At 71.7% G+C, this 26,277-nt stretch carries 25 protein-coding genes; 17 read left to right on the top strand and 8 right to left on the bottom strand.

What is annotated here, in order from left to right:
* Positions 1 to 68: 68 nt before the first annotated feature.
* The 12 genes from OG338_RS03965 to OG338_RS03910 all read left to right on the top strand — a co-directional run bounded on the left by OG338_RS03965 (position 69) and on the right by OG338_RS03910 (position 12,080).
* Positions 69 to 1,328 carry an MFS transporter gene (locus tag OG338_RS03965; protein ID WP_405935985.1) on the top strand — a complete coding sequence of 420 codons (1,260 nt, stop codon included), beginning with the start codon at positions 69 to 71 and terminating at the stop codon, positions 1,326 to 1,328.
* Positions 1,329 to 1,337: 9 nt separating this feature from the next.
* The gene (gene pafA / locus OG338_RS03960; protein WP_026171599.1) at positions 1,338 to 2,699 is read left to right on the top strand and encodes a Pup--protein ligase; all 1,362 of its coding nucleotides are present in this window, start codon (positions 1,338 to 1,340) and stop codon (positions 2,697 to 2,699) included.
* Between the two features lie 143 nt (positions 2,700 to 2,842).
* The gene (locus tag OG338_RS03955; RefSeq protein ID WP_405935984.1) at positions 2,843 to 3,802 is read left to right on the top strand and encodes an FKBP-type peptidyl-prolyl cis-trans isomerase; all 960 of its coding nucleotides are present in this window, start codon (positions 2,843 to 2,845) and stop codon (positions 3,800 to 3,802) included.
* 43 nt (positions 3,803 to 3,845) lie between these two features.
* Complete coding sequence (locus OG338_RS03950; RefSeq protein ID WP_405935983.1) at positions 3,846 to 4,217, top strand: FKBP-type peptidyl-prolyl cis-trans isomerase; 372 nt, start codon at positions 3,846 to 3,848, stop codon at positions 4,215 to 4,217.
* A gap of 109 nt (positions 4,218 to 4,326) precedes the next feature.
* Positions 4,327 to 5,280 carry a helix-turn-helix transcriptional regulator gene (locus tag OG338_RS03945; protein WP_405935982.1) on the top strand — a complete coding sequence of 318 codons (954 nt, stop codon included), beginning with the start codon at positions 4,327 to 4,329 and terminating at the stop codon, positions 5,278 to 5,280.
* Positions 5,281 to 5,294: 14 nt separating this feature from the next.
* Positions 5,295 to 6,251, top strand: coding sequence for a helix-turn-helix transcriptional regulator (locus OG338_RS03940; protein WP_405935981.1), 957 nt, complete (start codon positions 5,295 to 5,297; stop codon positions 6,249 to 6,251).
* A 16-nt stretch (positions 6,252 to 6,267) separates the two neighbouring features.
* Positions 6,268 to 6,546, top strand: a complete 279-nt coding sequence (locus tag OG338_RS03935; protein WP_018103752.1) for a hypothetical protein — start codon at positions 6,268 to 6,270, stop codon at positions 6,544 to 6,546.
* A 14-nt stretch (positions 6,547 to 6,560) separates the two neighbouring features.
* Positions 6,561 to 6,758 (top strand): hypothetical protein, encoded by a 198-nt coding sequence (locus tag OG338_RS03930; protein ID WP_405935980.1) that lies wholly within the window; start codon positions 6,561 to 6,563, stop codon positions 6,756 to 6,758.
* 230 nt (positions 6,759 to 6,988) lie between these two features.
* The gene (gene tatA, locus OG338_RS03925) at positions 6,989 to 7,273 is read left to right on the top strand and encodes a Sec-independent protein translocase subunit TatA (protein WP_405935979.1); all 285 of its coding nucleotides are present in this window, start codon (positions 6,989 to 6,991) and stop codon (positions 7,271 to 7,273) included.
* Positions 7,274 to 7,324: 51 nt separating this feature from the next.
* Positions 7,325 to 8,275, top strand: coding sequence for a twin-arginine translocase subunit TatC (gene tatC, locus OG338_RS03920; protein ID WP_405935978.1), 951 nt, complete (start codon positions 7,325 to 7,327; stop codon positions 8,273 to 8,275).
* Positions 8,276 to 8,292: 17 nt separating this feature from the next.
* On the top strand, positions 8,293 to 9,201 hold the full coding sequence (locus OG338_RS03915; protein WP_405935977.1) for a diacylglycerol kinase: 909 nt from the start codon (positions 8,293 to 8,295) through the stop codon (positions 9,199 to 9,201).
* A 44-nt stretch (positions 9,202 to 9,245) separates the two neighbouring features.
* The gene (locus tag OG338_RS03910) at positions 9,246 to 12,080 is read left to right on the top strand and encodes a DEAD/DEAH box helicase (RefSeq protein ID WP_405935976.1); all 2,835 of its coding nucleotides are present in this window, start codon (positions 9,246 to 9,248) and stop codon (positions 12,078 to 12,080) included.
* An 88-nt stretch (positions 12,081 to 12,168) separates the two neighbouring features.
* Here OG338_RS03910 and OG338_RS03905 read toward each other — a convergent pair whose 3' ends face one another.
* From OG338_RS03905 to OG338_RS03875, 7 genes are all read right to left on the bottom strand, one after another.
* Entirely contained in the window at positions 12,169 to 12,558 is a 390-nt protein-coding gene (locus OG338_RS03905) for an SPW repeat protein (protein WP_405935975.1), read from the bottom strand.
* Between the two features lie 238 nt (positions 12,559 to 12,796).
* The gene (locus tag OG338_RS03900; RefSeq protein WP_405935974.1) at positions 12,797 to 13,444 is read right to left on the bottom strand and encodes a fasciclin domain-containing protein; all 648 of its coding nucleotides are present in this window, start codon (positions 13,442 to 13,444) and stop codon (positions 12,797 to 12,799) included.
* Between the two features lie 111 nt (positions 13,445 to 13,555).
* Entirely contained in the window at positions 13,556 to 15,106 is a 1,551-nt protein-coding gene (locus OG338_RS03895; RefSeq protein ID WP_405940309.1) for a molybdopterin-dependent oxidoreductase, read from the bottom strand.
* Between the two features lie 253 nt (positions 15,107 to 15,359).
* Entirely contained in the window at positions 15,360 to 16,121 is a 762-nt protein-coding gene (locus tag OG338_RS03890) for an anti-sigma factor domain-containing protein (RefSeq protein WP_405935973.1), read from the bottom strand.
* Positions 16,118 to 16,702, bottom strand: a complete 585-nt coding sequence (locus tag OG338_RS03885; protein ID WP_405935972.1) for a sigma-70 family RNA polymerase sigma factor — start codon at positions 16,700 to 16,702, stop codon at positions 16,118 to 16,120. The genes OG338_RS03890 and OG338_RS03885 overlap by 4 nt, the downstream gene beginning before the upstream one ends.
* A 175-nt stretch (positions 16,703 to 16,877) precedes the next feature.
* Complete coding sequence (locus tag OG338_RS03880) at positions 16,878 to 17,720, bottom strand: siderophore-interacting protein (RefSeq protein ID WP_405935971.1); 843 nt, start codon at positions 17,718 to 17,720, stop codon at positions 16,878 to 16,880.
* Between the two features lie 89 nt (positions 17,721 to 17,809).
* Positions 17,810 to 18,718, bottom strand: a complete 909-nt coding sequence (locus OG338_RS03875) for a 5'-3' exonuclease H3TH domain-containing protein (RefSeq protein ID WP_405940308.1) — start codon at positions 18,716 to 18,718, stop codon at positions 17,810 to 17,812.
* Between the two features lie 320 nt (positions 18,719 to 19,038).
* On the opposite strand from OG338_RS03875, the gene OG338_RS03870 reads away from it, so the two are divergent.
* The 4 genes from OG338_RS03870 (at position 19,039) to OG338_RS03855 (ending at position 24,160) form a co-directional block, all read left to right on the top strand.
* On the top strand, positions 19,039 to 20,103 hold the full coding sequence (locus OG338_RS03870; RefSeq protein ID WP_405935970.1) for a glycine betaine/L-proline ABC transporter ATP-binding protein: 1,065 nt from the start codon (positions 19,039 to 19,041) through the stop codon (positions 20,101 to 20,103).
* Positions 20,096 to 22,729 carry an ABC transporter permease/substrate binding protein gene (locus OG338_RS03865; protein ID WP_405935969.1) on the top strand — a complete coding sequence of 878 codons (2,634 nt, stop codon included), beginning with the start codon at positions 20,096 to 20,098 and terminating at the stop codon, positions 22,727 to 22,729. Before OG338_RS03870 ends, OG338_RS03865 begins: the two co-directional genes overlap by 8 nt.
* Before the next feature lie 172 nt (positions 22,730 to 22,901).
* Entirely contained in the window at positions 22,902 to 23,447 is a 546-nt protein-coding gene (locus OG338_RS03860) for a helix-turn-helix domain-containing protein (RefSeq protein ID WP_018103775.1), read from the top strand.
* 5 nt (positions 23,448 to 23,452) lie between these two features.
* Entirely contained in the window at positions 23,453 to 24,160 is a 708-nt protein-coding gene (locus OG338_RS03855; RefSeq protein ID WP_405935968.1) for a helical backbone metal receptor, read from the top strand.
* Here OG338_RS03855 and OG338_RS03850 read toward each other — a convergent pair.
* Positions 24,099 to 25,247, bottom strand: coding sequence for a TDT family transporter (locus tag OG338_RS03850; RefSeq protein ID WP_405935967.1), 1,149 nt, complete (start codon positions 25,245 to 25,247; stop codon positions 24,099 to 24,101). The two genes, OG338_RS03855 and OG338_RS03850, sit on opposite strands and share 62 nt — an antisense overlap.
* 71 nt (positions 25,248 to 25,318) lie before the next feature.
* Between OG338_RS03850 and OG338_RS03845 the strand changes: the two genes are divergently transcribed.
* Complete coding sequence (locus OG338_RS03845) at positions 25,319 to 26,257, top strand: LysR family transcriptional regulator (RefSeq protein ID WP_405935966.1); 939 nt, start codon at positions 25,319 to 25,321, stop codon at positions 26,255 to 26,257.
* Positions 26,258 to 26,277 lie beyond the last annotated feature (20 nt).

The following is a 26,277-nucleotide window of genomic DNA, read 5'->3' as shown; positions in this document are numbered from 1 at the left end:
TATGAACCCGGAAGTTATACGTAAAACCTCGCAGGCCCGCACAGGCACCCGGGGGAGAGGGGCGGGACATGGCCGCGGGATATCTGGACATCCTCCGGGCGCGGCACGCCGCCCGGCTGCTGGCGGGCACCCTGGTGGGACGGCTGCCGAACGGCACGGCGAGCATCGCGATCGTGCTGTTCGTCCGGGCCGAGGGCGGCAGCTACAGCGTCGCGGGCGCGCTCGCGGCGGTGTACGGGCTGGCCACGGCGGTCGGACAGCCGCTGCTCGGCCGGGCGGTGGACCTGTACGGACAGCCGCGCGTCCAGCTGCCCGCCGCCGTCGTCTCCGCGCTCGGCATGGCCGTCCTCGCCGTGGCCGGCACCGGCTCGCCGGCGCTCGCCTACGCGGCGGTGGCCGTGGCCGGTCTCTTCACGCCTCCGCTGGAGGGCGGGCTGCGGGCGCTGTGGCCGAGCGTGCTGGGCGGTGAGGACCGGGTGCACCGGGCCTACGCCATGGACGCCGTCGCGCAGGAGGTCATGTTCACCGCGGGACCGCTGCTCGTGACGCTCCTGGTCGCCCTCTGGTCGCCCGCCACGGCGCTGCTGGTCATCAACGCGATCGGGGTGCTCGGCGCGCTTTCGGTGGTGCTCTCGGAGCCCTCGCGGGCCTGGCGCTCCGCCCCGCGCGAGGCGCACTGGCTGGGCGCGCTGCGCTCACCCGGGCTGCTGGCGCTGCTCGGCTCGTTCTTCTTCGTGGGCCTGGCGCTGGGCTCGATCACCGTGGCCGCGATGGCGTACGCGGACGACCTGGGCCGGGAGTCGGTGTACGGCTGGCTGATGGCCGCGCTCGGCCTCGGCGCCCTGATCGGCGGGGTGGTGTACGGGGCGCGGCAGTGGGCGGGGGCGCCGGAACGGCGGCTGCGGGTCATCGTGGGGCTGCTCGCGGTGGGCTATCTGCCGCTGGTGCTGACGCCGGGACCGGTCGCGATGACCGCGCTGGCGGCCGTCTCCGGGGTGTTCCTCGCACCGGCCGTCGCGTGCTCGTTCATCGTGGTCGACCGGCATGCGCCCCGGGGGACCGTGACGGAGGCGTTCTCGTGGCTCGTGACGACCTTCGGGGTGGGCGCGGCCGTGGGGACCGCGGTGGCCGGCCCGGCCGTCGAGCTGGGCGGGACGGCGTGGAGCTTCGCGGTCGCGGGGGCCGGTGGAGTGGCGGCGCTGTTCGTTCTGCTGGCCACCGGGAAGGTCCTTGTGGCTCCGCCCCGTACCGCCGTAGCGGTGCGCGGGTCGGAAAATGATCGAAACGGTGCCGTCGAACCCGGTTTCAGCTCGGGCCATCAGGCGTAATGTTCAGTCATGGACCGCCGCATTTTCGGGCTGGAGAACGAGTACGGCGTCACGTGCACGTTCAGGGGACAGCGCCGACTGTCTCCTGATGAAGTGGCGCGCTACCTCTTCCGCCGTGTTGTGTCATGGGGCCGCAGCAGCAATGTCTTTCTGCGGAACGGCGCCCGCCTCTACCTCGACGTGGGATCGCATCCGGAATATGCAACCCCCGAATGCGACAACCTGACCGAGCTGGTCACCCACGACAAGGCCGGCGAGCGCATTCTGGAGGGCCTGCTCGTCGACGCCGAACGCCGCCTGCACGAGGAGGGAATCGCCGGCGACGTCTATCTCTTCAAGAACAACACCGACTCCGCGGGAAACTCCTACGGCTGTCACGAGAACTACCTCGTGGCCCGGCACGGGGAATTCTCCCGCCTCGCGGACATCCTCATTCCCTTCCTCGTCACCAGGCAGCTGATCTGCGGCGCCGGCAAGGTGCTCCAGACCCCCCGGGGCGCGGTCTACTGCGTCAGCCAGCGTGCCGAGCACATCTGGGAGGGCGTCAGCTCCGCGACGACGCGCTCCCGCCCGATCATCAACACCCGCGACGAGCCGCACGCGGACGCGGAGCGCTACCGCCGCCTCCACGTCATCGTCGGGGACTCCAACATGTCCGAGACGACCATGCTGCTCAAGGTCGGCGCGACCGACCTGGTGCTCCGCATGATCGAGGCGGGCACGGTGATGCGCGACCTGACCCTGGAGAACCCGATCCGGGCGATCCGCGAGGTCAGCCACGACACCACCGGGCAGCGCAAGGTCCGCCTCGCCAGTGGCCGGGAGGCGTCGGCCATAGAGGTGCAGCGCGAGTACTACGAGAAGGCCGTGGACTTCGTGGACCGCCGCGGCATCCGCACCGGCAACGTGGAGCGCGTCCTCGAACTGTGGGGCCGCACGCTCGACGCGATCGAGGCCGAGGACCTCGACCGGATCGACACCGAGATCGACTGGGTCATGAAGTACAAGCTCATCGAGCGGTACCGGGCCAAGCACAATATGACCATGTCGAATCCGCGGGTCGCCCAGATAGACCTCGCCTACCACGACATCCACCGCCGGCGGGGGCTGTACTACCTGCTGGAGCGCAAGGGGCAGGCCGCCCGCATCTGCAACGACCTGAAGATCTTCGAGGGCAAGTCGGTGCCCCCGCAGACCACCAGGGCGCGGCTGCGCGGGGACTTCATCCGGCGGGCCCAGGAGCAGCGGCGGGACTTCACCGTCGACTGGGTCCACCTCAAGCTCAACGACCAGGCGCAGCGCACGGTGCTGTGCAAGGACCCGTTCCGGTCGGTGGACGACCGGGTGGAGAAGCTGATCGCGGGTATGTGAGGCGCGGGACACGCTCCGGCGCCGGTGCGACCCGGGCCCCGTACGTTCCGCGTACGGGGCCCTTCGCACGGCCTAGAGTGGCGGGGTCCCGGAACCCCCTGGGGCGTGTCCCCCACATATGCCGTCTGAGATCTGAGGAACCAGTGCGCCGACTTGCCGGCCTTCTCGTCGTCCCCCTGCTGCTGTTGTCGTCAGCGGCCTGCGGCAGCGACGACAAGGGCTCCGACTCCGCTTCCACCTCCGCGTCCGCCCCCTCCAAGGGCGGTTTCCCCGCCATCACCGCGGGCGCGAAGTTCGGCGAGAAGCCCACCCTGGCCAAGGGCACGGGTACGCCGCCCAAGGAGCTGAAGACCAAGGTCATCAGCGAGGGCGACGGCGCGAAGCTGAAGAACGGCGACGTGACCCAGGTCAACTACCTCGGCCAGGCGTACGACTCCACCGAGCCGTTCGACAACAGCTTCGACCGCAAGCAGCCGTTCGACCTGACGCTCGGCGCGGGCATGGTCATCCAGGGCTGGGAGAAGGGCCTGGTCGGCCAGAAGGTCGGCAGCAGGGTCCAGCTGGTCATCCCGCCGGACCTCGGTTACGGGGCCCAGGGACAGGGTGACATCAAGCCGAACGCCACCCTGGTCTTCGTCGTGGACGTCCTGAAGGCGAAGCAGATCCCGGCCTCGGCCAAGGGCACCGCCGTCGCCCAGGACAACACGGACCTGCCGAAGGTGGGCACCAACACCGACGGCAAGGCGCCCAGCCTGACCATCCCGGGCAAGGTCGACCCGCCGAAGAAGCTGGTCTCCAACTACGTGCTGGAGTCCAAGGGCGACGTGGTCAAGGAGTCCGACTCGGTCGTCGTGAACTACGTGGCCAAGCTCTGGAAGGACGGCAAGGAGTTCGACAACACCTACACCACGGGCAAGACGCAGACCTTCCCGCTGGCGCAGGTCACCCTCAAGGGCCTGAAGGACGGCCTGGTCGGCAAGAAGATCGGCAGCCGGGTGCTGCTGGTCGTGCCGCCGGACCAGGGCCTCGGTGACAAGGAGCAGTCGGGCGTGCCCGCCAACTCCACGCTGGTGTTCGCCGTGGACCTCCTGGCGAAGATGTAAGACTGTCCCGGTTGCCCAGTTCATCTGTAAGAGGAGCAAGTCAGTGAGCATCGACAAGCCCGAGGTCGACTTCCCGGGTGGCGAGCCGCCGGCCGATCTGGAGATCAAGGACATCTGGGAGGGCGAGGGCGCCGAGGCCAAGCCCGGCCAGACGGTCTCCGTCCACTACGTGGGGGTCGCCTTCTCCACCGGCGAGGAATTCGACGCCTCGTGGAACCGCGGCAGGCCGCTTCAGTTCCAGCTCGGTGCCGGCCAGGTCATCGCGGGCTGGGACAAGGGCGTGCAGGGCATGAAGGTCGGCGGCCGCCGCCAGCTGATCATCCCCGCGCACCTCGCCTACGGCGACCGCGGCGCCGGCAACGCGATCGCCCCGGGCGAGACGCTGATCTTCGTCTGCGACCTGGTCGCCGTCTGATCCGCGCGTAGCAGCAGGGCCCGTGCCACCAGGCACGGGCCCTCGCTTTTGTCCGGACACCCCGGGGCGGTACGGTCGAGCGTCGTAGAGCACGAGGGAAAGGGCGTCGATGGCGATTGCCAAGGCCGAGCGGCTGATGAACCTGGCGCTGTGTCTGCTGGGGACCCGGCGCCCGCTCAGCAAGCGCGAGCTGCGCGGCTCCATCGAGGCATACCTCGAAGCGGCCTCCGACGACGCCTTCAACCGGATGTTCGAGCGCGACAAGGACGACCTGCGCGAACTCGGCCTGGTCATCGAGACCGTGGAGAATCTGGACGGCGACACCGGCTACCTCGCCCGCCGCGACAGCAACCGGCTGCCGCCCATCACGCTGGACGCCGAGGAGGCCGCCGCACTCGGCCTGGCCGCCAAGGTCTGGCAGCAGGCCCGCCTCGCCGGCGCGGCCAGCGGGGCGCTCCAGAAGCTGCGGGCGGCCGGGATGCCCGAGACCGGGGAGACCTACGAGGTGCACAGCGCCCTCGAACCCCGCATCCCCGTCCACGAGGCCGCGTTCGAACCCCTGATGCTGGCCTGCCGCGACCGCCGCCCGGTGACCTTCGACTACCGCAAGGCCAACGCCGCCCAGCCCGAGCAGCGCCAGGTCGAGCCGTGGACCCTGGAATGCTGGCGCGGCCACTGGTATCTCGCCGGCTGGGACCGCGACCGGGGCGCCGAGCGCGTCTTCCGGCTCTCCCGGATCACCGGCAGGGTGCGCTCCCGGGCCGGCGCCTTCACCGCCGAGGTGCCCGACGTGGTCACCGTCCGCGAGACCGTGGAGAGCTGGGCCGGCGAGACGGCCACCCGGACCGCCCTGATCAGGCTCCGCACCGACTCCGGCTACCCGCTGCGCGCCCGGGCCCTGTCGGTCCGGGAACTCGGGAACGGGTGGGACGAGTTGGAGATCCCGTACGGACACGGGCTGGACGCCTGGCTCGTGGAGTTCGGGCCGGACGTCGTCGTCACCGGACCCGAGGACCTGCGGGCCGACGTGGTGGACCGGCTGCGCGCCGTGGCCAAGGACTGAGGGGACCGTATTCCATGGCCACGAACGCCATCGACCAGACGCGCCGGATGCTCTCCCTGGTGACGTATCTGCGTGAGCGCCCCGGCGCCCACGTCCAGGACGTCGCCCGGGCCTTCGGGATCACCGAGGACGAGCTGATCTCCGACCTGGACGTGCTGCCCATGTGCGGCACCAGCTTCCGGGGCGGCGACCTGCTCGACATCGACACCGACGGCGACCGCATCTGGTGGCACAACGCGGACGACGTCGCCGAACCGCTGCGGCTCGCCGCCGACGAGGCGACGGCCCTGCTGGTCGCCGCCCGCGCCGTGGCGACCCTGCCCGGGCTGCGCGAGAGCGACCGGCAGGCGCTGCTGCGGGCCACCGCCAAGCTGGAGACCGCCGCCGGCGAGGTGGGCGCCGCCAGCTCCCGGCTCTCGGTCACCTTCGAGTCCGAGGGCGGCGTCTTCGCCGAGGTGGACCGGGCGATCTCGGAGCGCCGCCGGCTCTGGCTGCGCTACTACTCGCCCGCCCGCGACGAGCTCACCGAGCGCGAGGTGGACCCGATCCGGCTCTTCGCCGTCGGACACACCTATATGGAGGCGTGGTGCCGCTCCTCCGAGGACCGGCGCACCTTCCGCCTCGACCGGGTCGCCGAGATCCGGCTCCTGGACGAGCCCGCCGCCCCGCCCGAGCTGGAGCTGAGGGACCTGTCCGAGGGGCTGGTCCAGCCGGCCGCCGAGGACCCGGAAGTCGTGGTCGAGGTCGGCCCGGGCGGGCGCTGGGTCGCCGAGTACTACCCGCACGACCGGGCGGAGGAGCGGCCCGACGGCGGTCTGCGGATCACCCTGCGCACCCCGGACCCGGCCTCGCTGCGCCGGCTCGCGCTGCGGCTCGGCCGGGAGGGGCGCATCGTCTCGCCCCCGGAGCTGGCCGGCAGCGCGCGGAGTGCGGCGCGGGCGGCGCTCGCCGCGTACGACGGCACGGTCTGAAGGGACGGCTGCACCCATGGGCCACCTGTCCGCACTGCCGGGCCGCGCCGCCGTACCCACCGTGGCGGTGCCGGAGTCGGCGCGCTTCAAGGCGGCCTGCCCGGACTGCCGTGCGCGGTTCGAGCTGGCGGCGGCGGAGTTCCGGCTGGTGATCGGCGCGACCAGCCGCACCACGTTCTACTCCTTCACCTGCCCCGACTGCGCCGCGTGCGTCCGTAAGCCGGCGGGGGAGCGGATAGTGGAGCTCCTCACCGACGGCGGCGTCCGCACGCTGCGTCTGCACACCGGCTCCTGAAAGGCTCCTCGCGCATGTTCTGGCCCATGCTCGCCATCGCCCTGGGATTCCTCGGAATCGCCGTGCTCGGCACGCTGGCCATCAGGGTGTTCATCGAGGCCCAGCGCCTCGGCCACCAGGTGACCCGCACCACGGAGCGCATCAACCGCGCCGCCGACGACCTGGAGCGCGCGGCCGGACGGCTCGCCGCCACGGGCAAGACCCTGCCCTGAGGTCCTGGAGGCTCCCTGGACGCGGCCTCCTGTTTCGAAGGCCCGGGAGGTACGCTGCTGCAAGACGGCCCAGGCAGGGAGGTGCGGGCCGCTATCGAAAGTATGCACGGGCATTGCCTCGCGTTTACTCCCGCGGGTTACGATCGCTGCCGGCGAACCGTCGGATGTGTATCCGCCACTCAAGGGCAGCGAGCCCACCTCCAGCCGCCTCAGCCAGAAGGAAGCACACCATGGGCAATCTGAAGCCTCTCGAGATCGTACTGATCATCGCTGTCATCCTGCTGTTGTTCGGCGCCAAGAAGCTTCCCGACATGGCCCGTTCGCTGGGCAAGTCGGCCCGCATCCTCAAGAGCGAGGCCAAGGCCATGAAGAAGGACGACGAGCCGACGGCCGCCGCCACCACGGACGCCGCCGCCGACGCCCCGCAGGCCGCAGCCCGTACGATCCAGGCCGCGCCCGGTGACGTCACGAGCTCCCGCCCGGTGAGCGAAGCGAAGCCCACCACCCAGAGCTGACCGCGCCGACGGACTCTTCCGCCGGCCGCCGCACGAGACGAGGGAAGTGGGTTGCTCAAGTCTGCCCGCAAGCAGGAGAAGGACAGCGAGGGGCGGATGCCTCTCGCTGATCACCTGCGAGAGTTGCGTAACCGACTGCTGATCGCGGTTGTGGGGATTCTCGTGATCACGGTGGTCACGGCCTTCTTCTACAACGACCTGATCAACTTCCTGATCCGCCCGGTCCTGGAGTCGGTCGGCTGCGCCCACGGTGAGAGCAGGCAGGCCAACGGCAACCCGTGTGCCGAGATGACGGTGCAGGGTATCGTCGCGCCCTTCTCCATCGCCCTCAAGGTCTCCCTCATGGCGGGCGTGGTGTTCTCCACCCCGGTCTGGCTATACCAGCTGTGGGCCTTCCTCGCCCCCGGTCTGCACAAGCACGAGAAGCGGTACGCGCTCGGCTTCGTCGGCGTCGGTGTCCCGCTCTTCCTGGTGGGCGCCGCACTCGCCTACATCCTGATGCCGCAGACCGTGTCCGTGCTGCAGGAATTCACCCCGGACAACACGAAGCCGCTGCTGCCCATCGACGACTACCTCAACATCATCACGCGCATGGTGGTCGTGTTCGGGCTCGCCTTCGAGCTGCCGCTGCTGCTCATCCTGCTGAACTTCACCGGAGTGCTCACGGCCAAGCGGCTCGGCTCCTGGTGGCGCTGGATGGTCATGGGCATCACGATCTTCGCCGCCGTGGCGACCCCGACCGGGGACCCGCTCACGATGATCACGCTGGCCGCGCCCATCGTGCTGCTGTACTTCCTCGCCCTCGGCATCTGCCTGGCCAACGACCGGCGCCGGAGGCGGAACAACCCGGACGCCGACCTCGATGACGACGAGGCGTCGCAGCTCGACCTCACCCCCGAGGACATCGGCGACATGGAACACGTCTCGTCGTCTCCGACGTTGCCCGGCCAGTCCGACGGCGGGCGGTCCTCGGCACGCGACGGTTACGACGACATCACCTGACCTTGTAGGGTCCCCGGGTGACCAGCGAGATCACCCTCTTCGTCAATCCCACCGCGGGACGCGGCCGGGGCGCGCGAGCCGCGCAGCCGGCCGCTTCCGCGTTGCGGGAGGCCGGCTTCTCCGTACGCACGATCCTCGGCGAGGACGCCGGTGACGCGCTGCGCCGGGCGCGGGACGCGGTCGCTGAGGGGACGGGCGCGCTCATAGCCGTCGGCGGGGACGGGCTGATGTCGCTGGCGCTCCAGGCGGTCGCCGGGACGCTCACCCCGCTCGGCGTGGTGGCGGTGGGGACCGGCAACGACTTCGCGCGCGCCCTGGGCCTGCCGATACGCGACCCGGAGGCGGCGGGCCGGCTCGCCGCCGACGCGCTCAAGGGCCGGGCGCCGGTGCGCGAGACCGACCTCGGGCGGGCCGGGGAGCGCTGGTTCGGCTCCGTGCTCGCCTCCGGCTTCGACTCCCGGGTCAACGACCGGGGCAACCGGATGCGCTGGGTGGGCGGCCGCTTCAAGTACGACCTGGCGATCCTCGCCGAGCTGGCCGCCTTCAAGCCGGTCACGTACCGGATGACGCTCGACGGGGGACCGGCGCGTGAGATCGCGGCGACGCTCGTCGCGGTCGGCAACGGCACCTCGTACGGCGGCGGCATGCGCATCTGCGCGGACGCGGACATGAGCGACGGCCTGTTCGACATCACGGTGGTCGGCGAGTGCAGCCGTACGACCCTGCTCAAGGTCTTCCCCCAGGTGTACAAGGGGACCCACCTCAGCCACCCCGTCGTCACCGTGCACCGGGCCGCCTCGGTCACCCTCGAAGCCGTCGGCGTCACCGCGTACGCGGACGGCGAACCGCTCGGCGCGCTCCCGCTGACCGCCACCTGCGTGCCGAAGGCCGTACGGATACTGGGGGCCCGGCCCATGGGCGATTAAAGATCGCGTCACTGTCAGAGGCGGCGGGTAGGCTCGACAGCAAGATGACAGAGGACCTCTCACCAGCTGAGCGCTACCAGGCTTCCCGGCTCCGGGCGGCCGATCAGGCGACCGCTCTCGGGCCGTTCCGCGAGATGTACGACTTCGATCTCGACCCGTATCAGATCGAGGCGTGCAAGGCGCTGGAGGCCGGGAAGGGCGTGCTCGTCGCCGCCCCGACCGGCTCGGGCAAGACGATCGTCGGCGAATTCGCCGTCCACCTCGCCCTGGAGCAGGGCCGCAAGTGCTTCTACACCACGCCGATCAAGGCCCTGTCGAACCAGAAGTTCGCCGACCTGGTCCGCCGCTACGGCTCCGACAAGGTCGGCCTGCTCACCGGTGACAACAGCGTCAACGCGGACGCCCCGGTCGTCGTCATGACCACCGAGGTCCTGCGGAACATGCTGTACGCGGGCTCCCAGGCGCTGAACGGCCTCGGACACGTGGTCATGGACGAGGTGCACTACCTCTCCGACCGCTTCCGGGGCGCCGTCTGGGAAGAGGTGATCATCCACCTCCCCGAATCGGTCACCCTGGTCTCCCTGTCGGCGACCGTGTCCAACGCGGAGGAGTTCGGCGACTGGCTGGACACCGTGCGCGGCGACACCGAGGTGATCGTCTCCGAGCAGCGGCCCGTCCCGCTGTGGCAGCACGTGCTGGCCGGGCGCCGGATGTACGACCTCTTCGAGGAGGAGACCGACCACGGCGGCCGCGGCACCGGCCGCCGCGAGGTCAACCCCGACCTCGTCCGCCTGGCCCGCATGGAGAATCAGCGCGGATACAACCCCCGCGACCGCCGCCGCGGCAAGATGATCCGCGAGGCCGACCGCGAGCGCGAGCGGCGTCAGCGCAGCCGGATCTGGACGCCCTCGCGTCCCGAGGTCATCGACCGGCTGGACGCCGAGGGGCTGCTCCCCGCGATCACGTTCATCTTCAGCCGGGCCGCCTGCGAGGCCGCCGTCCAGCAGTGCCTGCACGCCGGGCTCCGGCTCAACGACGACGACAAGCGCCGGCTGGTCCGGGAGATCGTGGAGGAGCGGACGGCGTCCATCCCGTCCGAGGACCTGCACGTCCTCGGCTATTACGAGTGGCTGGAGGGCCTGGAGCGGGGCATCGCCGCGCACCACGCCGGGATGCTCCCGAGGTTCAAGGAGATCGTCGAGGAGCTGTTCGTCCGGGGCCTCGTCAAGGCCGTCTTCGCGACGGAGACGCTGGCGCTCGGCATCAACATGCCCGCCCGCTCGGTGGTCCTGGAGAAGCTCGTCAAGTGGAACGGCGAGCAGCACGCCGACATCACCCCCGGCGAGTACACCCAGCTCACCGGCCGGGCCGGCCGGCGCGGGATCGACGTCGAGGGCCACGCCGTGGTGCTCTGGCAGCGCGGCATGGACCCGGGCGCCCTCGCCGGACTCGCCGGCACCCGCACATATCCACTGCGCTCCAGCTTCCGCCCCTCGTACAACATGGCCGTGAATCTGGTCCAGCAGTTCGGGCGGCACCGCTCGCGCGAGCTCCTGGAGACCTCCTTCGCGCAGTTCCAGGCGGACCGGTCGGTCGTCGGGATCTCCCGCCAGGTCCAGCGCAACGAGGAGGGCCTTGAGGGCTATCGCGAGGGCATGACCTGCCATCTCGGTGACTTCGAGGAGTACGCGCGGCTGCGCCGCGACCTCAAGGACCGGGAGACGGAGCTGGCCAAGCAGGGCGCCTCGCAGCGGCGGGCCGCCGCCGCCGCGTCCCTGGAGAAGCTGAAGCCCGGCGATGTCATCCATGTGCCGACCGGCAAGTTCGCCGGCCTCGCGCTCGTCCTCGACCCCGGGCTTCCGGCCGGGCGCACCAACGGGCACGGCCACCGCGGCATGGAATACCACGACGGGCCCCGCCCGCTGGTGCTGACCGCCGAGCGGCAGGTGAAGCGGCTCGCCTCGATCGACTTCCCGGTGCCGGTGGAGGCCGTGGAGCGGATGCGGGTGCCGAAGTCGTTCAACGCGCGCTCGCCGCAGTCGCGCCGCGACCTGGCCTCCGCGCTGCGGACCAAGGCCGGGCACATCGTCCCGGACCGGCACCGCAAGGGGCGTGCTCCCGCCGCCGACGACCGCGAGATCGCGCGCCTGCGGGCCGAGCTGCGCGCACACCCCTGCCACGGGTGCGACGAGCGCGAGGACCACGCCCGCTGGGCCGAGCGCTACCACCGGCTCCAGCGCGACACCCGGCAGCTGGAGCGCCGCATCGAGGGGCGCACCAACACCATCGCCCGCACCTTCGACCGGATCGTCGCCCTGCTCACCGAGCTGGACTACCTGCGCGGCAGCGAGGTCACCGAGCACGGGAAGCGGCTGGCCCGGCTCTACGGCGAGCTGGACCTGCTGGCGAGCGAGTGCCTGCGCGCCGGCGTCTGGGAGGGGCTGAACGCGGCGGAGCTCGCCGCCTGCGTCTCCGCCCTGGTGTACGAGGCGCGGCAGGCCGACGACGCGGTGGCGCCGAAGCTGCCGTCGGGGCCCGCGAGGACCGCGCTCGGCGAGATGGTCCGCATCTGGGGGCGGCTGGACTCCCTGGAGGAGGACTTCAAGATCAACCAGGCGGAGGGGGTCGGCCAGCGCGAGCCCGATCTCGGCTTCGCCTGGGCGGTGTACATGTGGGCGTCCGGCCGCTCGCTGGACGAGGTGCTGCGCGAGGCGGACATGCCGGCGGGCGACTTCGTGCGCTGGTGCAAGCAGGTCATCGACGTGCTGGGTCAGGTGGCCGCCGCCGCGCCGCGCGAGAACAGCACGGTGGCCCGGAGCGCCCGCAAGGCGGTCGAAGAGGTGCTGCGAGGCGTGGTGGCGTACAGCTCGCTGGGCTGAGACACGCGGCCATCGGCCGGGACACGTGGAAGCCGGCCGGGCGCGAGGTCCGGTCGGCTTCTGTGCGGCTCCCTTTCTGCGACAGGGGCTAGGACCTGCCGCCTCGGCTCATTTTCATCGACGCGCCCGCGCAGACCAGTCCGAGCAGGGCGGTGATTCCGCCGATGATCACGTTGTTGAGGATGACGCCGGTGTCCGGGCTGCTGCCGACCACCCAGGGCGAGATGATCATCCACGCACCCATGGCGCAGATGGCCCAGCTCAGGCCGTACATCCGCTGCGGCATCGCCGTGAACCCGAGGCCGAGCACGGCGATCGCGATGCCCATGACCAGGTTGTGCGTCACCAGGGCGGACTGCGAGGTGGTGAAGTGCAGCACCCACGGAGAGACGGCGCAGTAGAGGCCGACCAGGAAGACCGGCGCGTCCACGAGCGCGACGTCGCGGCCGCCCATCACACGGGCGTAGCGGTCGCTCATTTCCGATACATCGGGGTGTCCGGCCATATCGTGGCCGACGTGCGAGACGTTTGACATGAGTTTCGTCCCCTTCGGATCATGCGGACCCGGTCACCGCCACGCGGGAAGTGGCCCGCACTGTCCATTCTGCTCTTATCCGTCGCTTATGTGTAGGTTCAAGGCGACTGGATTCCGCAGGATCCGCACCGGCCCGCCCGGGGCCCCGCGGTGAGCCCGGTGGCCCACCGCGAGGATGCGGTCAGGCGGCGGGCGGCATCAGGACCGTGTCCACGATGTAGACCGTGGCGTTGGCGGTGGGGACGTTGCCGCAGACGACCTTCGACGTGTCGTTCACGGTGTACGTCATGTCCGAGCCGGATGTCTTCAGCTCGTCCTTCTCCAGGGTCTCGAAGGTGCCCTTCTTCAGCTGTTCCGGCGTCAGCTTCTGCCCCACCACGTGGTACGTGAGGACCTTGGTGAGCGCGGCCTTGTCGGCGAGGAGCTTGTCGAGGTCGGCCTTCGGGACCTTGGCGAAGGCGTCATTGGTCGGGGCGAACACCGTGATGTTCTGGGCGTTGTTGAGGGTGTCGACCAGGCCGGCCTTCTTGACCGCGGTGACCAGGGTGGACAGGGCCGGATTGTGCGAGGCCGCCGTGGCCACCGGGTCCTGTGCCATGCCGTCGAAGGAGCCCGCGCCGCTCTTCGGGACCGAGGCGCAGGCCGGGCCGAAGGGCTTGTCCGGGTCCATGGACTTCTCGGCGGACGGTGAGGCGGGGGTCTTCGCGGAGCCGGCGCTCGATCCGGACGCGCTGTCCTTGGAGTCGCCGGAGCAGGCCGTCAGGGCCAGCGGCAGGATCGCCGCCGCGGTGAGGGCGAGGGCGGCGCGGCGGGCGTGGATGACCTTCATGCTGTTCTCCTGTTGAGTAACCGGTTGATTGCGTACGGTAGTTGACTGGGGGTGCGCGAAGCCCGGGCGGACCTGCGCACGGAGGTGGGGGAGGCGGCGGGCCCGCTGGGATCAGGTCACGTCGACCACCACCGAGTGCCGGCCCGTCGCCCCGTCCGGCACGGTGCCGGCGCGCCGGGCGGTCTGGGTGGCGCCGGTCCCGTCGGTCGCGCGGACCTCCAGGGTGTGGTTGCCCGGGGTGGCCGGCCACTCCCACACCCACTGGCGCCAGATGTCCCGGCCGGCCCCGGCCGCGAGCCGCGCCGGGTGCCAGGGGCCGCCGTCCACCCGGACCTCGACCCGGGTGATCCCGCGGTGCTGGGCCCAGGCGACCCCGGCGACCGCCACCGTGCCGGCCTTCGGGGAGGCGAAGGGGCGCGGGGTGTCGATGCGGGCCTGGGTCTTGATGGGCGCCCGCCTGGACCAGGACCGCCTCACCCAGTACGCGTCGTACGCGTCGAAGGTGGTCAGCTCGATGTCCTTGACCCACTTGCAGGCCGACACATATCCGTACAGCCCGGGGACGACCATCCGGACCGGGAAGCCGTGCGCGAAGGGCAGCGGCTCCCCGTTCATGCCGAAGGCGAGCAGGGCGTCGCGGCCGTCCATGACGTCCTCCACCGGGGTGCCGATCGTCATGCCGTCCACCGAACGTGCCACGAGCTGGTCGGCGCGCCCGCCCTCGGACGGGGGCCGCACCCCGGCCTCGCGCAGCAGGTCGGCCAGGCGCACGCCGAGCCAGCGGGCGTTGCCGACGTACGGCCCGCCCACCTCGTTCGAGACGCAGGTCAGCGTGATGTCGCGCTCCACCGCCCGCCGGCCCGCCAGGTCATCGAAGGTGAGCGTCACTGGGCGGGTCACGCCCTTCCCGTGGATGCGCAGCCGCCATGCCCCGGCGTCCACCCTCGGCACGACCAGGGCCGTGTCGACGCGGTAGAAGTCCTTGTTGGGCGTGACGAAGGGGCTCAGCCCCCGGATTCCCAGCTCCGCTCCTGCCGGCACGGCGGGGGCGGGCGAGGCGGGCGCGGGAAGCTTCAGATCGCGCCGGGACGCCTCCGCCCCGGCCTGCACGGCCGAGGTGAGCCACCGCCCCAGCAGCCCCGCCCCGGCGGAGGCCGCGGCGGCGATGCCCGCGGCGAGGACGAACCCGCGCCGGTCGAAGCCGGCTGCGGCCCTCTCCCCCGAGGAGGGGGCCGCGGCCGGGGACAGCCGTCCGGCCAGGAAGTACAGCACCCCCGCCCCCACCAGCGCGCCCGCCACCGACGGCAGCGCGTCCGGCACCCGGCCCTCCGGGCGGCCGACCGCCGCCGTGGCCCCGAGCGCGCCGAAGATCAGCACGGCCGCCGACCCGGTGAGCCGGTGGCGGAGTGTCAGCAGCCCGACCGCCACGGCGAACAGCGCCAGGACGGCGAGGATGCCGAGCTCCAGGACCAGCTTGTCGTCGGTCCCGAAGTTGCGTACGGCGAAGTCCTTCAGCGCCGGGGGAGTGCGGTCGATCACCGCACCGCCCACCGCCGTGACCGGCCCCGCCTCGGGGCGCACCAGCGCCGCCACCGGCTCGGCGACCGCCAGGGCGCAGAACCCGGCGATGACACCGCCGAGCGCGGCGCAGGCCGCACGCACCCAGCGGGACCGCCGGGGCTCGGTGGCCCCGGTCTCCGGATCGTTCCGCTCTTCACTCACGACGGGGATTCGGTGCCGGGTGCCCGGGCGGATTGGTCGGTCACCCGATCGGATGAATACCGGATGGGGCCAATCCGCCGAGCAGCCGGCAGCGAATCGGCGGTGAAGGGCCGGCCGCCCCGGCTTCGTCGCGTACACCGCGCGCACCAGCGGCTTCTTCCCGCGCCCGCCGCGCGGGGGCTGAACGCGCGGCTCACGCGGGCAGCTCCATCAGCGCCACCGGCTCCGAGGTCGGCCGCGCCGAACCGCCCGCCGGTTCCACGGTGACGCCCATGCCCGTGGCCCCGTCCACCGGGCCGTCGAGCAGGGTCGTGTACGTGGTCGAGGACGGGCCCGAGGCGTGCATCAGGCCCGCCGGGCGCATCGTGCCGCCGTCCGCGAACCACAGCTGGTAGACCTTGCCGCTGGGCGCCTCGGCCAGCCCCGTGGCCAGGAACACCGCCCGGTCCTCGCTCCGGGACACCACCACCGTGCCCCGCGCCCCGTCGTCCAGCGCGCCGGACGCGGTCTTCGCGTCGGGCGCCGCGAGGACCCGGGCCACCTGCTCGGCCCGGAGCCGGGCCGCGTCCGCCTGCGCCCGGGCGTCCCGCGCCTCCTGGTGCTGCCACACGGCGATCCCGCCGAGGCCCACCGCTCCGGCCAGGCAGGCGGCGAGCGCGAACCGGGACCATCTCGCGGCCCCGGACCGCCGGTCCGGCGTACGTTCGCGGCGGGAGACGGCGGGCGGCTCCTGGCGTACGGTCGTGATCTCCCGGAGCACCCGCTCCCGCAGCCCGCGGGGGGCCGGCGCGGCGACGGCGAGACCGAGGCGGGTCGCGGTCTCGGAGAGCTCGCGCACCTCGGTGGAGCAGGCTTCGCAGGCGCCCAGGTGCCGTTCGAAGTCCCGGCGTTCGGTGTCGGGGAGGGCGTGCAGGGCGTAGGCGCCCGTCAGCGTGTGCAGTCCGGCGTCGGTCATGAGGTCACCCCGAGGCAGTCGCGCATCCGGATCAGCCCGTCGCGCAGTCGAGTCTTGATCGTGCCGAGCGGCACCGCGAGCAGTTCGGCCACCTCGCGATAGGTCAGCCCCCGGTAGTACGCCAGGGTGACGGACTCCCGCTGGAGCTCGGACAGCGTCCGCATGCAGCGGCGCACCTGCTCGCGCTCCAGCCGGGTCTCCACCTGCTCGGTGACCTCGTCGAAGGCGGGCGTCCGGTCGAGCAGGGCGGCCTTGTGCTCGCGCGCCGCCGACGCCTGCGCCGAGCGGACCCGGTCGACGGCGCGGCGGTGGGCCAGGGTCAGCACCCAGTTCATCGCGCTGCCCCGGGCCGCCTGGAAGCGGGACGCGGTGCGCCACACCTCCACCAGGACCTCCTGGGCGACCTCCTCCGACTGGGCGGGATCGCGCAGCACACTGCGGACGAGCCCGAGCACCGGGCCGCTCACCGCGTCGTAGACCTGGGCGAACGCGTCCTGGTCGCCCCGGGCGACCTGCCCCATCAGCTCCTGGAGATCGGGCCCCGCCGAGGCCGTTCCGCTGATGTACACGGCTTCCTTCACGCGGGGTTCCCTTCGGTGGCCATCGCTCTCCGGGGTGATTCGGAGCCGGTGCCCGGGCGGATTGGCCGGAAGCGGGAGATCCTTCCACGGCTTCCCGGCGGCCGGCGCCGCAACGCCTCACGACATGGCTGTGCCCCGGTCCGCGGACCGGGGCACAGCCATGGGCGTACGAAGGTCAGGCAGCGCTCTCCTGCTCGCGCTCCACCTGCTCGTTCCACTGGCGCTTGACGGAGCGCCACGCGTCGTCGTCGTGGCCGAGCCGCCAGTAGCCGGAGATCGACAGCTGAGCGGCCGGGATCTCGCGCTCAAGGCGCAGGTGGCGGCGGATCTCCTTGACGAAGCCCGCCTCGCCGTGCACGAACGCCTGCACCCGGCCGGCCGGGAACTCCAGCCCCGTCACCGCCTCGGTCAGCGCCTCGCCGACCGGCCGGCCCGCCCGGTGCAGCCAGGTGATCTCCACGCCGTCCGGCGTGACGATCTTCTGCTCCTCCGTCGCGTCCGCCACCTCGACGTACGCGTGCACCACCGCGCCCGCCGGCATCTGCTCCAGCGCGGCGGCGACGGCCGGCAGCGCGCTCTCGTCGCCCGCCAGCAGGTGCCAGTCCGCCGAGGCGTCGGGGGCGTAACCCCCGCCGGGGCCCAGGAAGGTCACCTGGTCGCCCGGCTTCGCGCCCGCCGCCCAGGGCCCGGCGAGGCCCTCGTCGCCGTGCACCACGAAGTCGATCGCCAGCTCCCGGGCGGCCGGGTCCCAGGAACGCACCGTGTAGGTACGGGTGGTGGGCCACAGCTCGCGGGGGTACTCCTCGCGGATGCGGGCCATGTCGAAGGGGTGGGTGTAGTCCGCGCCCTCGGGGGCGAAGCACAGCTTGACGTAATGGTCGGTGAAGCCCGCGAGCGCGAACTCGGCGAGACCGTCGCCGCCGAGCACCACCCGGATCATGTGCGGGGTGATCTGCTCGGTGCGCAGGACCTGCGCCCCCCGAGCCTTCGGTGCCCGCCGTTCCGGTCGTTCTGCCACGAGGTCTGCTCCCTGCTGCCGGAATTGGAAAACCGCCAACCGATGCCCCCGATGCCGACATCGGCCTTAGGGTTACCTAACTTAACACCTCAGGGTCGCAGTGCGGAGTGGAGGCGCTGAAGGGCCCCGCCCAGACCCCACCGGGTCGCGAGCGCGTCGAGCGCGGCCGGATCGCGCGGCGCGGCGGGCAGCGCCGGGTCGAAGTCCGGCAGCGGTACGTCACCGGCGACCCGCACCACCTTCGGCGCGACGGCCACATAGCCGCGGGCCTCGTCCAGCCGCTTGCGCTGCGAGGGCGTCAGCTTGGCCGCCGGATCGTCCACCGCCGCCATGATCCCGGCCAGGTCGCCGAAGGCGTCCAGCAGCTTCGCCGCCGTCTTCTCGCCGATCCCGGGCACGCCCGGCAGCCCGTCGCTCGGGTCGCCGCGCAGCAGCGCCAGGTCCACGTACCCGGCGCCGTCCACCCCGTACTTCTCACGCAGCCACGCCTCGTCCGTCAGCTGGAGGGTGCCGACGCCCTTCAGCGGGTAGAGCACCCGCACCCCGCGGGCGTCGTCCACCAGCTGGTACAGGTCCCGGTCGCCGGTGACGATGTCGACCGGGCCGGCCGCCCGGCCGGTCAGCGTGCCGATCACGTCGTCCGCCTCGTACCCCTCGGCGCCGACCCGGGCGATGCCCAGCGCGTCCAGCACGTCCGCGATGACCGGGACCTGCGGGGCCAGCGTGTCCGGGGTCTCCTCCTCGTCGGGCACGCCGGCGCCGGTCTCGACGGCCACCCGGTGCGCTTTGTACGTCGGGATGAGGTCGACCCGCCACTGCGGCCGCCAGTCCGCGTCCCAGCAGGCGACGAGGTCGTCCGGCCGGTGGTCCTGCACCAGGCGGCCGATGAAGTCCAGCAGGCCGCGCACGGCGTTGACCGGGGTGCCGTCCGGTGCGCGCACCGAGTCGGGCACGCCGAAGTAGGCGCGGAAATAGAGGGAAGCGGTGTCGAGGAGCATCAGGCGTCGCGTCACACGCCGATGATGCCGCACGGCACCGACAGGGGCTGCCACGAACGCGGTTCCCGGAAAACCGGTCCGGTTTATGTGATCCAGGTCACTCTTGTGTTTGCTCGGGATAAGTCGGGGCAGGCGCGCCATCGGAGCGGACCACGTCACATTTTCAACTAGTGCACGTGCCATGCGGACGGAATCCGTGCCGCTCCACGGTCTGCCGGCGGGGGTGGCAGACCGTTCTCGGTTCAACGCGTGAGGTGTATGTGTCCAGGCTGCAAGCCGAGCACTTGTACAAAGTGTTCGGCAGACGACCCGATCAAGCCGTGCAGAAACTGCAGAGCGGCACCGGCCGCGACGCGCTGCGCGCCGACGGAACCACCGCAGCGGTGATCGACGCTTCGTTCACCGTCGAACCGGGCCAGATCTTCGTCGTGATGGGTCTGTCCGGCTCGGGCAAGTCCACGCTGCTGCGGATGCTCAACGGCCTGCTGGAGCCCACCTCCGGCCAGGTGCTCTTCGACGGCCAGGACCTGACCGCCCTGAGCCCCGCCGAGCTCCGCCGCGTCCGCTCCACCAAGATCAGCATGGTGTTCCAGCACTTCGCGCTCTTCCCCCACCGGAGCGTCCTGGAGAACGCCGCGTACGGCCTTGAGGTGCAGGGCGTCCCGCGTGCCGAGCGCAACCGCCGCGCCACCGAGGCCCTGGAGCTGACCGGCCTGGCCGGCTGGGAGAAGTCCTGGCCCGACGAGCTGTCCGGCGGCATGCAGCAGCGCGTGGGCCTGGCCCGCGCGCTCGCCACCGACGCCGACCTGCTCCTGATGGACGAGTCCTTCAGCGCGCTCGACCCGCTGATCCGCCGCGACATGCAGGACCAGCTCCTGGAGCTCCAGAAGCGGCTGAAGAAGACCATCGTCTTCATCACCCACGACCTCAACGAGGCCATGCGCCTCGGCGACCGCATCGCCGTGATGCGCGACGGCGAGATAGTCCAGCTCGGCACCGCCGAGGACATACTCGTCACCCCGGCCAACGACTACGTCGCCTCCTTCACCCAGGACGTGGACCGCGCCCGGGTGCTGACCGCCGGCGCGATCATGGCCGAGACGGACACCGTCATGGGCACGCTCTGCGACAAGGGCACCGAGATCCGGACCGCCGACGACGTGCTGCGGTCCACCCCGGCCACCGTCACCGAGTCCACGCCGATCATCGAGCTGTTCACGCCCTGCTCGCAGAGCCGGGTCGCGGTCGCCGTGACCGACGACAAGGGCAAGCTCCTCGGCGTCGTGCCCCGGGAGCGGCTGCTCGCCGTGCTCGGCGAGCCGATGACCCCCGCCCGGGCTCCCCAGGACGCCGCGACCTCGCTGAAGAAGGTGGCCGGTGTTTAGGCTCCATCTCGGCGACTGGGTCGACTCCGCGGTCGACTGGCTCCAGAACCACCTGTCCTGGCTGTTCGACTTCATCAGCTCCGTCGTGAGCGGCATGTTCGACGGCATCGCCGCCGTGCTCTCCGCCCCCGCGCCCCTGCTCTTCGCGGGCATCGTCGCCGTCATCGCCTGGTGGCTGCGCGGTCTGCTCGCCGGTGTCCTCGCGTTCGTCGGCTTCGCCCTCATCGACTCGGTCGAGCTGTGGGACGAGGCGATGGACACACTCACCCTGGTGCTCGTCGCGACGATCGTGACGCTGGTGCTCGCCGTGCCGCTCGGCATCTGGGCCTCCCGCTCCAAGACGGTGAGCGCGGTGACCCGGCCGGTCCTGGACTTCATGCAGACCATGCCCGCCATGGTCTACCTGATCCCCGGCGTGATCTTCTTCGGTGTCGGTGTCGTTCCCGGCATCATCGCCACCATCATCTTCGCGCTGCCCCCGGGCGTCCGGATGACCGAACTCGGCATCCGCCAGGTCGACGGCGAGCTGGTCGAGGCGGCCGAGGCGTTCGGCACCACCTCCCGCAACACCCTGCTGCGGGTCCAGCTGCCGCTGGCGCTGCCCACCATCATGGCGGGCATCAACCAGGTCATCATGCTGGGCCTGTCCATGGTGGTCATCGCCGGCATGGTCGGCGGCGGCGGCCTCGGCGGCTCCGTCTACCGGGCCATCGGCAACGTCGACGTCGGCCTGGGCTTCGAGGCCGGTGTCTCCATCGTCATCCTGGCCATGTACCTGGACCGGATGACCAGCGCCCTGGGCCGCGAGGTCTCCCCGCTCGCCCGCCGCGCGCTCGCCAAGGCGCAGTCGATGGCCGGCGGCCTGAAGATCTGGCACCACCGCCCGCAGCCCGTCGTCGCCGTCGCGGGCGTCGTCGCCCTGGCGCTCGTCGCCGGCGGCATCGGGATCTTCGGCTCCTCGGACGACGAGTCCACGACCGCGTCCGACCCGAAGAACATCGGCGCCGGCAAGAAGATCAGCATGGGTTACATCCCGTGGGACGAGGGCATCGCCTCCACCTTCCTGTGGAAGGAGCTGCTGGAGCAGCGCGGCTTCGAGGTCGACGTCAAGCAGTACGAGGCCGGCGCGCTGTACACCGGCATGGCGAGCGGCCAGATCGACTTCGAGACCGATTCCTGGCTGCCGGTCACCCATGCCTCGTACTGGAAGAAGTACAAGGACCGCCTGGAGGACATGGGCTCCTGGTACGGCCCCACCTCGCTGGAGCTGGCCGTCCCCAGCTACGTCAAGGACGTCAAGTCCCTGGCCGACCTCAAGGGCAAGGCTTCGAAGTTCAAGGGCCGGGTCGTCGGCATCGAGCCCAGCGCCGGTGAGATGGGCCTGCTCAAGGACAAGATCCTGCCGGGCTACGGCCTGGACAAGGAGTACAAGGTCATCGACGGCTCCACGCCGTCCATGCTGGCCGAGCTGAAGCGCGCGTACGCCAAGAAGGAACCGATCGTCGTCCCGCTGTGGTCGCCGCACTGGGCGTACAACCAGTTCGAGCTGACCAAGCTCAAGGACCCCAAGAACCTCTGGGGCAAGGGCGACGGCATCCACACCCTGACCCGCAAGGGCTTCACCGGGGACAACCCCGAGGTCGCCCAGTGGCTCAAGGACTTCGAGATGAGCGAGGACCAGCTCACCAGTCTTGAGGCCCAGATCCAGAAGAGCGGCTCCGGCAAGGAGCAGGAGGCCGTCCGCATCTGGCTGAAGGCCAACCCGGACGTCGCCGGCCAGTGGACCCCGGTCAAGGAGTCCGCCCCGGCCAAGGGCGCGAACGGCAAGGACGAGCGCGACCGCCCGGTCGAGATGGCCTGGTTCCCCTGGGAGGAGGACATCGCCGCCACGTACCTGTGGAAGGCCGTCCTGGAGGAGCGCGGCTACAAGATCAACCTCAAGCAGTTCGAGGTCGGTCCGATGTACACCGCGATGTCGCGCGGCCAGATCGACGTGCAGTTCGACGGCTGGCTCCCCTTCACCCAGAAGAACTACTGGGACAAGTACGGCTCCAAGCTGACGGACGTCGGCTCCTGGTACGGCCCGACCTCCATCGAGGTCGCGGTGCCCGACTACGTCAAGGACGTGAAGTCCCTGGCCGACCTCAAGGGCAAGAGCTCGAAGTTCAAGGGCCGGATCATCGGCATCGAGCCCGGCACCGCCACCATGGAGAACCTGAAGAAGAACGTGCTCCCGGCCTACGGCCTGGACGACGAGTACAAGGTGGTCGACTCCTCGACGCCCGGCATGCTCGCCGAGCTGAAGCGCGCGTACGCCAAGAAGGAGCCCGTCGCCGTCCTGCTGTGGACCCCGCACTGGGCGTACAGCGAGTACGCGATGACCAAGCTCCAGGACCCGAAGAAGGCGTTCGGTGAGGGCGACCGGCTGCACACCATCGCCTCCAAGGAGTTCCCGGCGAACTACCCGCAGCTGACGAAGTGGTTCAAGAACTTCAAGCTGAGCGAGGAGCAGCTGGCCGGCCTGGAGAACCAGATCCAGAAGCTCGGCACCGGGCACGAGGAGGAAGCCGTGAGCGCCTGGATGAAGAAGAACCCGGGCATCGCGGACAAGATGGCCCCTCAGTAGGAGCCGTCACCGGCCCCCACCAGGGCCGCAGCCCGTGCAGGGGTGGGTCGCGCCGAGGCGCGGCCCACCCCTTCCGGCGTTCCGGTCCGCTCACTTTCCGGGCCGTCCTCGCGTAACGGTGTGCGCGACGGGCCCACAACCGGAAGGATGGCGATTCGGGAGGGAGCCGGACATGGACGAGAAGGAAACACTCCGGGTGGGCGCCGCGGTCCGCCGACAGCGCAGATCCCTGGGACTGACCCTGGCCGCCGTCGCCTCGCGCAGCGGCCTTTCCGTGCCGTTCCTCAGCCAGATCGAGAACGAGCGCGCCAGACCCAGCGCCCGGTCGCTCGACCGGGTCGCCGAGGCGCTGGAGACCACCACGGCCCGGCTGCGCGCCGCCGCGGACTCGGCACGCGCGGTCGACGTCGTGCGCGCCGCCCAGGAGGACGGGGTCCACCGGGTGGTCCGCGGACGCCACCAGCTCAGCGCCCTGGAATTCACCGGGGAACTCGACCTCGGGCGCGAGTTCCAGCACCGCAACGACGAGCTCCTGTACGTCGCCGAGGGCGCCGCCGAAGTGGAGGCCGAGGGCCGGGCCTACCGGCTGGTCCAGGGCGACACGCTGTTCCTGTCCGGCGGGGTCCGCCACCGCTGGCGGGCCACCCTCCCCGGCACCCGGCTGCTGTGCGTCGCGGTCGCCGAACACATCGACGCCACGTCCGACCCCAGGCGCTGACCGTCGTGCGCGTCGTCTCCCTGGTCCCCTCGCTCACCGAGGCCGTCGCCGAAACGGCCCCCGGGCTGCTCGTCGGCGCCACCGACTGGTGCACCCACCCGGCCGGACTCGATACCGCCCGCGTCGGCGGCACCAAGAACCCCGGCATCGACGCGATCCTGTCCCTGCGCCCCGACCTGGTGGTGGCCAACGAGGAGGAGAACCGGGCCCCCGACCTCGCCGCCCTGGAGGACGCCGGCGTGGCCGTTCTCGTCACCACCGTCCGTACCCTGGACGACGCCTTCGGTGAGCTGGACCGGCTGCTGACCGGCGCCTGCGGGCTGGCCCGCCCGCGCTGGCTGGACGAGGCCGAGGCCGCCTGGGCGGCCCTCCCGCCGCCCGGACCGCCGCGCCGCGCGATCGTCCCGGTCTGGCGCCGGCCGTGGATGGTGCTCGGCCGCGACACCTTCGCCGGTGATCTGCTGGCCCGGCTCGGCGTGGCCAACGCGTACGCGGACCACGCCGAGCGCTACCCGCGCGTCCCGCTCGACGAGCTGAACGCGGCCGGCGCCGAGCTGGTGGTCCTGCCCGACGAGCCCTACCGCTTCACCCGGGACGACGGACCGGAAGCCTTCCCGGGCCTGCCCGCCGCTCTGGTCGACGGGCGGTATCTCACCTGGTACGGGCCGTCGCTGGTACGGGCCCCCGCGGCGCTGCGAGCAGCACTCCGCTGAGCAGCCCGCGCACCGTGCGTACGCCCGCCACCGCCCACGCCGACACCAGCAGCACGTACAGCGCGACGGCCAGCCAGGTGAACGCGGTCAGCCCGGTGTGCCGGGCCAGGCCCGCCGCGCCCGTCACACAGGTGCCGACGGGGAAGGTGAAGCCCCACCAGGTCATCGAGAACGTCATCCCGCCCCGTACCGCCCGCACCACCAGCGCCACGGCCAGCGCCAGCCACATCAGCGCGAAGCCCATCACCGGCACCCCGTACAGCACCGCGAAGGCCCGCAGCGCCGAGGCGTACGGGCCCCCGATCGCGCCCGGCGCCACATCGGCCAGCGCGTTGACCGCGGTGGTCGACTGGCCCAGCGGGCCGAGCACCAGGAACAGGGCGGGCGTCAGGGCGAGCGGCAGCGGGCCCCCGTGCACCAGCCGGCCGAAGACCAGCGGGAGCATGACCAGCGTCGCCAGCAGGCTCAGCCCGAACATCGCGTAGCAGCCGAGGAGCAGCGCCTCGCGCCCCTGGCCCGGGGGCAGCTCCGCCACGAGCAGCGGGCCGAGCGCGGCCGACACCATCGGCGCCACCACCGGCAGCAGCCACACGGGGGACGCGGTGCCCGGCTCCGGCCGGTGGCGCGTGATCATGAGATACGGGACCGCCACGGCCGCCACCAGACCGGTTACCGTGCCCGCCGTGTACAGCACCACGTCGAGGGCGAGCGCCGCCCGGTGCCCGATGAGGCCGACGCCCGCGGTCAGGCCGGAGCCCCCGACGGCCAGCAGCGCCATCGACAGGCAGCCGTAGAACGGCGCGACGGCCTGGTCCGCGAGATGGGCGCGCGCCTGGTCGCGGTGGGCCGCCCAGTGCCCGGCGCGGGCGGCCAGCACGGCGGCGAGCAGCAGCGCCGAGAACAGCCACACCGCGGTGCACGCGCCGCGCAGCCCCGGCACACGCACCGGCAGCGCGACACCGGCGCTCGCGACGATCGCGGTGCCCATCACCGTGGCGTACCAGTTGGGCCCGAAGTGCCGCAGGGTGGGCCGCCGGAGGGTGCCGGGGTACGGGGGAGAGGTGCGGGTCCGCAGATAGATGGCCATGCCACGATTCTTTCCGGCCGCGGCGGGACCCCACCAGGGAGCACCGCCCTATGAGGTCATAAAGTGGGCTTATGCCCAGCGAACCGCCCACTCCCCTGTCCCACCGGGTGCCCGACCTGGGCGCGCTGGAACTGCTCCTCGCCGTCGCCCGGCACGGCAGCCTCGGCCGGGCCGCCCGGGACGTCGGCATCACCCAGCCCGCCGCCAGCAGCCGGGTCCGCTCGATGGAACGTCAGCTCGGCCTCGCCCTCCTCGACCGCTCGCCCCGGGGCTCCCGGCTCACCGACGCGGGCGCCCTGGTCACCGACTGGGCGCGCCGGGTCGTGGAGGCGGCCGAGGCGTTCGACGCGGGCGCCCAGGCGCTGCGCGACCGCCGCGACTCCCGGCTGCGGGTCGCCGCCTCCATGACCATCGCCGAATACCTGCTCCCCGGCTGGCTCATCGCCCTGCGCGCCGAACGCCCCGGCACCGCCGTCTCGCTGCTCGCCGGGAACTCCGCGGTGGTCGCCGAGCGGCTGCTGACCGGCGAGGCGGACCTGGGCTTCGTGGAGGGGCTGTCCGTCCCGGCCGGGCTCGACGGCACGGTCATCGCCCACGACCGCCTGGTCGTCGTGGTCGCCCCCGCCCACCCGTGGGCCCGCCGCCGCACCCCGCTGACCCCGGGCGAACTGGCCGCGACCCCGCTGATCCTGCGCGAGCACGGCTCCGGCACCCGCCAGGTCCTGGACGCCGCGCTCGCCGTCCACGGCCCGCTGGCCCCGCCGCTCCTGGAACTCTCCTCGACCACCGCGGTCAAGGGCGCGGCGGAGAGCGGCGCCGGCCCTTGCGTCCTGAGCGAACTCGCGCTCGGCGAGGAGCTGTCCGCCCGCCGCCTGGTCAAGGTCCCGATCGCCGGGGCCCGGCTGCGCCGCCAGCTGCGCGCGGTCTGGCCCTCGGGCCACCGCCCGACGGGCCCGGCGCGTGATCTGCTCGCGCTGACCCGGTCGGAGCCGTCCGGGGGGACGGTCTAGGGCGTGTCCGGCGGATCAGA

The organism is Streptomyces sp. NBC_00726 (assembly GCF_045161735.1).
In the GTDB taxonomy this organism is placed as follows: Bacteria; Actinomycetota; Actinomycetes; order Streptomycetales; family Streptomycetaceae; genus Streptomyces.
Note: the sequence above shows the minus strand (reverse complement) of the source record. Positions and strands in the feature narration are given on the sequence as shown.

What these genes read in the sequence shown, in the direction of transcription:
- OG338_RS03930 (WP_405935980.1), top strand. Translation starts at nt 6,561, where the DNA reads ATGTTCTGGCCCATGCTCGCCATCGCCCTGGGATTCCTCGGAATCGCC.
- OG338_RS03945 (WP_405935982.1), top strand. Translation starts at nt 4,327, where the DNA reads ATGGCGATTGCCAAGGCCGAGCGGCTGATGAACCTGGCGCTGTGTCTG.
- OG338_RS03965 (WP_405935985.1), top strand. Translation starts at nt 69, where the DNA reads ATGGCCGCGGGATATCTGGACATCCTCCGGGCGCGGCACGCCGCCCGG.
- OG338_RS03935 (WP_018103752.1), top strand. Translation starts at nt 6,268, where the DNA reads ATGGGCCACCTGTCCGCACTGCCGGGCCGCGCCGCCGTACCCACCGTG.
- OG338_RS03850 (WP_405935967.1), bottom strand. Translation starts at nt 25,247, where the DNA reads ATGGCCATCTATCTGCGGACCCGCACCTCTCCCCCGTACCCCGGCACC.
- pafA (WP_026171599.1), top strand. Translation starts at nt 1,338, where the DNA reads ATGGACCGCCGCATTTTCGGGCTGGAGAACGAGTACGGCGTCACGTGC.
- tatA (WP_405935979.1), top strand. Translation starts at nt 6,989, where the DNA reads ATGGGCAATCTGAAGCCTCTCGAGATCGTACTGATCATCGCTGTCATC.
- OG338_RS03845 (WP_405935966.1), top strand. Translation starts at nt 25,319, where the DNA reads ATGCCCAGCGAACCGCCCACTCCCCTGTCCCACCGGGTGCCCGACCTG.
- OG338_RS03875 (WP_405940308.1), bottom strand. Translation starts at nt 18,718, where the DNA reads ATGCTCCTCGACACCGCTTCCCTCTATTTCCGCGCCTACTTCGGCGTG.
- OG338_RS03890 (WP_405935973.1), bottom strand. Translation starts at nt 16,121, where the DNA reads ATGACCGACGCCGGACTGCACACGCTGACGGGCGCCTACGCCCTGCAC.
- OG338_RS03860 (WP_018103775.1), top strand. Translation starts at nt 22,902, where the DNA reads ATGGACGAGAAGGAAACACTCCGGGTGGGCGCCGCGGTCCGCCGACAG.
- OG338_RS03905 (WP_405935975.1), bottom strand. Translation starts at nt 12,558, where the DNA reads ATGAGCGACCGCTACGCCCGTGTGATGGGCGGCCGCGACGTCGCGCTC.
- OG338_RS03900 (WP_405935974.1), bottom strand. Translation starts at nt 13,444, where the DNA reads ATGAAGGTCATCCACGCCCGCCGCGCCGCCCTCGCCCTCACCGCGGCG.
- OG338_RS03940 (WP_405935981.1), top strand. Translation starts at nt 5,295, where the DNA reads ATGGCCACGAACGCCATCGACCAGACGCGCCGGATGCTCTCCCTGGTG.
- OG338_RS03910 (WP_405935976.1), top strand. Translation starts at nt 9,246, where the DNA reads ATGACAGAGGACCTCTCACCAGCTGAGCGCTACCAGGCTTCCCGGCTC.